The organism is Streptomyces sp. NPDC002265 (assembly GCF_040296125.1).
Taxonomy (GTDB): Bacteria; Actinomycetota; Actinomycetes; order Streptomycetales; family Streptomycetaceae; genus Streptomyces.
Window position 1 is genome coordinate 1 of record NZ_JBEOWS010000560.1, and the last position, 3,996, is coordinate 3,996.

Below are 3,996 nucleotides of genomic sequence, written 5' to 3' on the forward strand. Positions count from 1 at the left end.
CTCGGCGTCCGGTGCGGTCAGTCCTGCGTGTCGGCGGCGGTCGCCGGACCGAGCGGCCTGCCGAGCCGCAGGTTCCAGCGGTGCGCACGTCCGCTGAGCTCGGTCGCCGTCAGCGGCGGTACGTCGAGGCGCCAGAAGGCGGCCTCGGGAGCGGCCAGCGCGTGGATCACCGCGGCCCGTACGATCTCCGGCTCCACCACGGCCAGCACCCTGCCGTCGTGCCCCGCCGACGCCTCCAGCCAGCGGGCGACCCGCTCGCACACCTCCCGCACCGACTCCCCGCCGTGCGGAGCGGCCGCCGGGTCGGACAGCCAGCGCGCCAGTTCCTCCGGCTCCGCGGCGGCGACCTCGTCCAGGGCCAGGCCGCGCCACCGCCCCATGTCCCCGCCCGCGAGCGCCGGTTCGCCGGTCGGGTCGAGACCCAGTTCCGCGGCCGTCTGCCGACAGCGCACGCTCGGCGAGGCGAGGACCCGGACGGCCGGCGGCAGCGAACCGGCCGCAGCCCGGGCCAGCGCCGCGCCGTGGTCGTCGATCGGGTCACCGTCGTCGAAGCGAGCCCGGCGCATCGACGCACTCGTCGCGGGCGTGATGAAGGTGACACGGCTCGTCACGGGGTCGTTCCTCCTGTACGGACCCCGGACCGCCGGACCGGGGCCCATGAGCGTATCCGGCTCGGCGTCCTCGTACGCGAACGGTCGCGCTCGTACGCGAACGGTCATGCAGGAAGGTGATCGAGGTGCCGTGGATACGGTCGCGGTGAGTGGGCCGCCTCACCTTTTCGCCCTACTTCGGGGCGGGGGAGCGGCTTGGCCAAGTGGAACGTCACCGGCGGCGCGGTGAGCGAAGCCACGATCAACGACGGCTCGTGAGAAGGCCCTTGCCGCCGTGACATCCCGCTGCCCGGCCGCCGGCGGTCCCGTGGAACGCGGCGGAACGGGATGGAACGCCGGGAGAGGGAGACGAGTTCGACCTTTCCTGGGAGACATGGCGTGGGCATCTCGCGAAGAAGGCTACTGACGACGACCGGAGCGGGTGTGGTGGCGGCGGCCATCGACGCGGGCGGTTTCCGCGCCGCCGCCGAGGCCGCCACCTCGATCGCCGCGGGACAGGCGGCGGCCGCCTCCGCGGCGGACGCACGGGTGCCCACCACGTGGGACCGGACGGTGCAGCGGGCGAGCTACGCCCAGGGCACGGGCTACCAGCGGCTCGTCGCCGGACCGGGGGAGCCGCACACCATCCGCACCGACCTCTGGAACCGCTTCGGCCCCCCGACCCTGGCGCTGGCGGCGTTCGCGCAGATGACCGACCTGCACATCGTGGACGACCAGTCGCCCGCCCGCCTGGAGTTCATGGACCGCTACGCCGACGCCGGCGCCCCGCACTACGCCTCGTACCCCACCGATTCCGCCTACCGGGGCCACGAGTTCCTCTCGACACAGGTCGTCGACGCGATGTGCCAGGCCATCGCCGGGATCGGCAAGGGCCCGCGGAGCAGGAAGCCGCTCCAGTTCACCATCGTCACCGGCGACGCGATCGACAACTGCCAGCACAACGAGAACCGCTGGTACATCGACCTGCTCGACGGCGGCCAGACCATCGTCCCGGACTCCGGCACCATCGGCCTGGACCAGAGCTTCGCCGGCGGTGCCCTGACCGCCGGCGGCAGCGGGGACAACCACTACTACTACCCGTCGGTGCCACCGCAGCAGGTGCCGGGCAACCTGTACACCGGCACCTCCGGGCTCGGATTCCCCTATGTCCCGGGCTTGTTGGACGCGAGCGGTGTGGTGGGCGCGGCCCGCCGGCCGTTCGTCTCGCACGGCCTCGGCATGCCCTGGTACGCGGCGTACGGCAACCACGACGGCCTGTGGCAGGGCAACGAGCCCATCGACAACAACCTGGTCGACGTGCAGGGAATGACGGTCGGCTCGACCAAGACCACCGGCACCTCCGCCGATCTGCCGGACAACTACAGCGACCTCGGCACCTTCGGCAAGCTGATGGTCGCCTGGGAACTGGAGGGCACCCGGGTCGCCGCCGACCCCGCCCGGCGGCTGCTCAGCCGCAAGGCGTTCATCCAGGACCACTTCAACACCGCGGGCCTGCCGGTCGGGCACGGCTTCCAGGGCGTCGGGACCGACAAGGCCTACTACGCCATCCCGTCCGGCTCCGGCGACCTCATTCGCTACATCACCCTCGACTCCACCAACACCAACACCGACGGCTTCGGCTCCGGCGCCGCGGGCGGATCGATCGACACCGACCAGCTCAACTGGCTGGAAGGGCAGCTCAGGGCCAACAGCTCCCGCTACATCAACACCAGCAATCACATCGTCACGCAGAGCGGTGTGCAGGACAAGATGTTCGTCATCTTCTGCCACCACACGCTCAACACCATGGACAACCTCGACGACGGCATCCTCGGCGGCATCTTCGGGGACCGGCACACCGGCGACGAACTGAAGGCGCTGCTGCTGCGCTACCCGAACGTGATCGCCATGGTCAACGGGCACACCCACGCCAACAAGATCGTCCCGCATCCGACGCCGTCCGGCAGCCCGATCTACGGCGGCTTCTGGGAGATCTCCACGGCCTCGCACATCGACTGGCCGATCCAGAGCCGCATCATCGAGATCATGGCGAGCCCCGACGCGCAGAACGCGGGCGAGTTCGGCTCGGCCGCCGGACCCGCCACCCTCTCGATCTTCACCACGATGGTCGACCCCGCCGCGCCCCTCTCCTTCGGCGGCGACATCAGCACCCCCGCTCAACTCGCCTCCCTGGCGCGGGAGCTGGCCACCAACGACCCGCAGGAGGTGAGCCACGGCATCACCAACCGGATGGGCGGCAACCAGGACCGCAACGCCCAACTGCTGCTGCCGGCCCCCTTCCCGCTGCACGCGCCGCTCCCGCTCGGCTCCCCGATCGCCACGACCCGCAACAAGGACGGGCGACTGGAGCTGTTCGGCACGGACGCGCAGGGCAATCTGTGGAACACCAGCCAGCAGACCGTCGGCGGCAGCCTCCAGCCCTGGACGAAGCTCGCCACCGGTCCGGGATGGCGGTGCGTCACCGCCGGCAGTCACCAGGACGGCCGGGTCGAGGTGTTCGCCATCGACCAGAACGGTTTCGTGAACCGTCGCGCGCAGACCGGCGTGGGCAGCAGCACCTACACGGCGCCGCAGCTGTTCGACTCCGCCTTCACCTCGGTGACCGCCGTCCAGGACCAGTGGGGCGGCATGCAGATCTACGCGACCCGCAACGACAACACCATCCGCCACCGCTGGCAGGACTTCCTCAACGACGACACCGCCTCCAACGGCTGGTTCACCCCCTGGACCCAGCTCGGCGGCACCGCGATCCAGCTCGCCGTCGAGACCGGTTCCGACGGGCGTGCCGTGCTGGTCGCCATCAAGGAGGACGGCCTGATCATCCAGCGGAAGATGAACGTCGCCAACGCGCAGACGGAGAGCGAGTGGGGCGGGGTGGTCCCGGTCGACGGCATCCTCGACTCCGTCGACATGGCCCGCAACGCCGACGGGCGCCTGGCGATCTTCGGCACCAATGTCGACGGGATGCTCTGGCGCCGCTTCGAGACCGCCCCCGCCGCCGGCACCTGGCAGTCCTGGGCCCAGATACCGACGCAGGCCGGCGGCGTCACGCTGCGGATGCGCCACGTCGCCGCCGAACGGAACGGGGCCGGGCAGATCGAGCTGTTCGCCGTCGACGACACGGGCACGCTCTACCGCTGCACCCAGACCACCCCCAGCGGTACCACCTGGTCGGCCTGGGAGTCCTGCCAGATCCAGCTCCGTTCCACGCACACCTCCGCCGGGCTCTGACCGCCCCGGCGGCACCGGATTTGTCTCATCGCCCCACCTGGACGCAGGTGCCGGCCCCGCCCACCTCCAGGACGGCCGGGCATCTGACCCCGCGCTCGCCGCCCCGTCTTTCCCCCGCCGTGGACCACGCGCTGGCCGCGGCATGCCCGCCAAA

Annotated in this window: 2 protein-coding genes; one reads left to right on the top strand and one right to left on the bottom strand. The window is 71.1% G+C overall.

Going from position 1 to position 3,996, the window contains the following annotated elements; all coding sequences use genetic code 11:
- Nucleotides 1-17 precede the first annotated feature (17 nt).
- Nucleotides 18-611 carry a histidine phosphatase family protein gene (locus ABT085_RS44720; RefSeq protein WP_351622508.1) on the bottom strand — a complete coding sequence of 198 codons (594 nt, stop codon included), beginning with the start codon at nt 609-611 and terminating at the stop codon, nt 18-20.
- A gap of 378 nt (nt 612-989) precedes the next feature.
- On the opposite strand from ABT085_RS44720, the gene ABT085_RS44725 reads away from it, so the two are divergent.
- The gene (locus ABT085_RS44725) at nt 990-3,842 is read left to right on the top strand and encodes a TIGR03767 family metallophosphoesterase (protein ID WP_351622511.1); all 2,853 of its coding nucleotides are present in this window, start codon (nt 990-992) and stop codon (nt 3,840-3,842) included.
- Nucleotides 3,843-3,996: the final 154 nt, after the last annotated feature.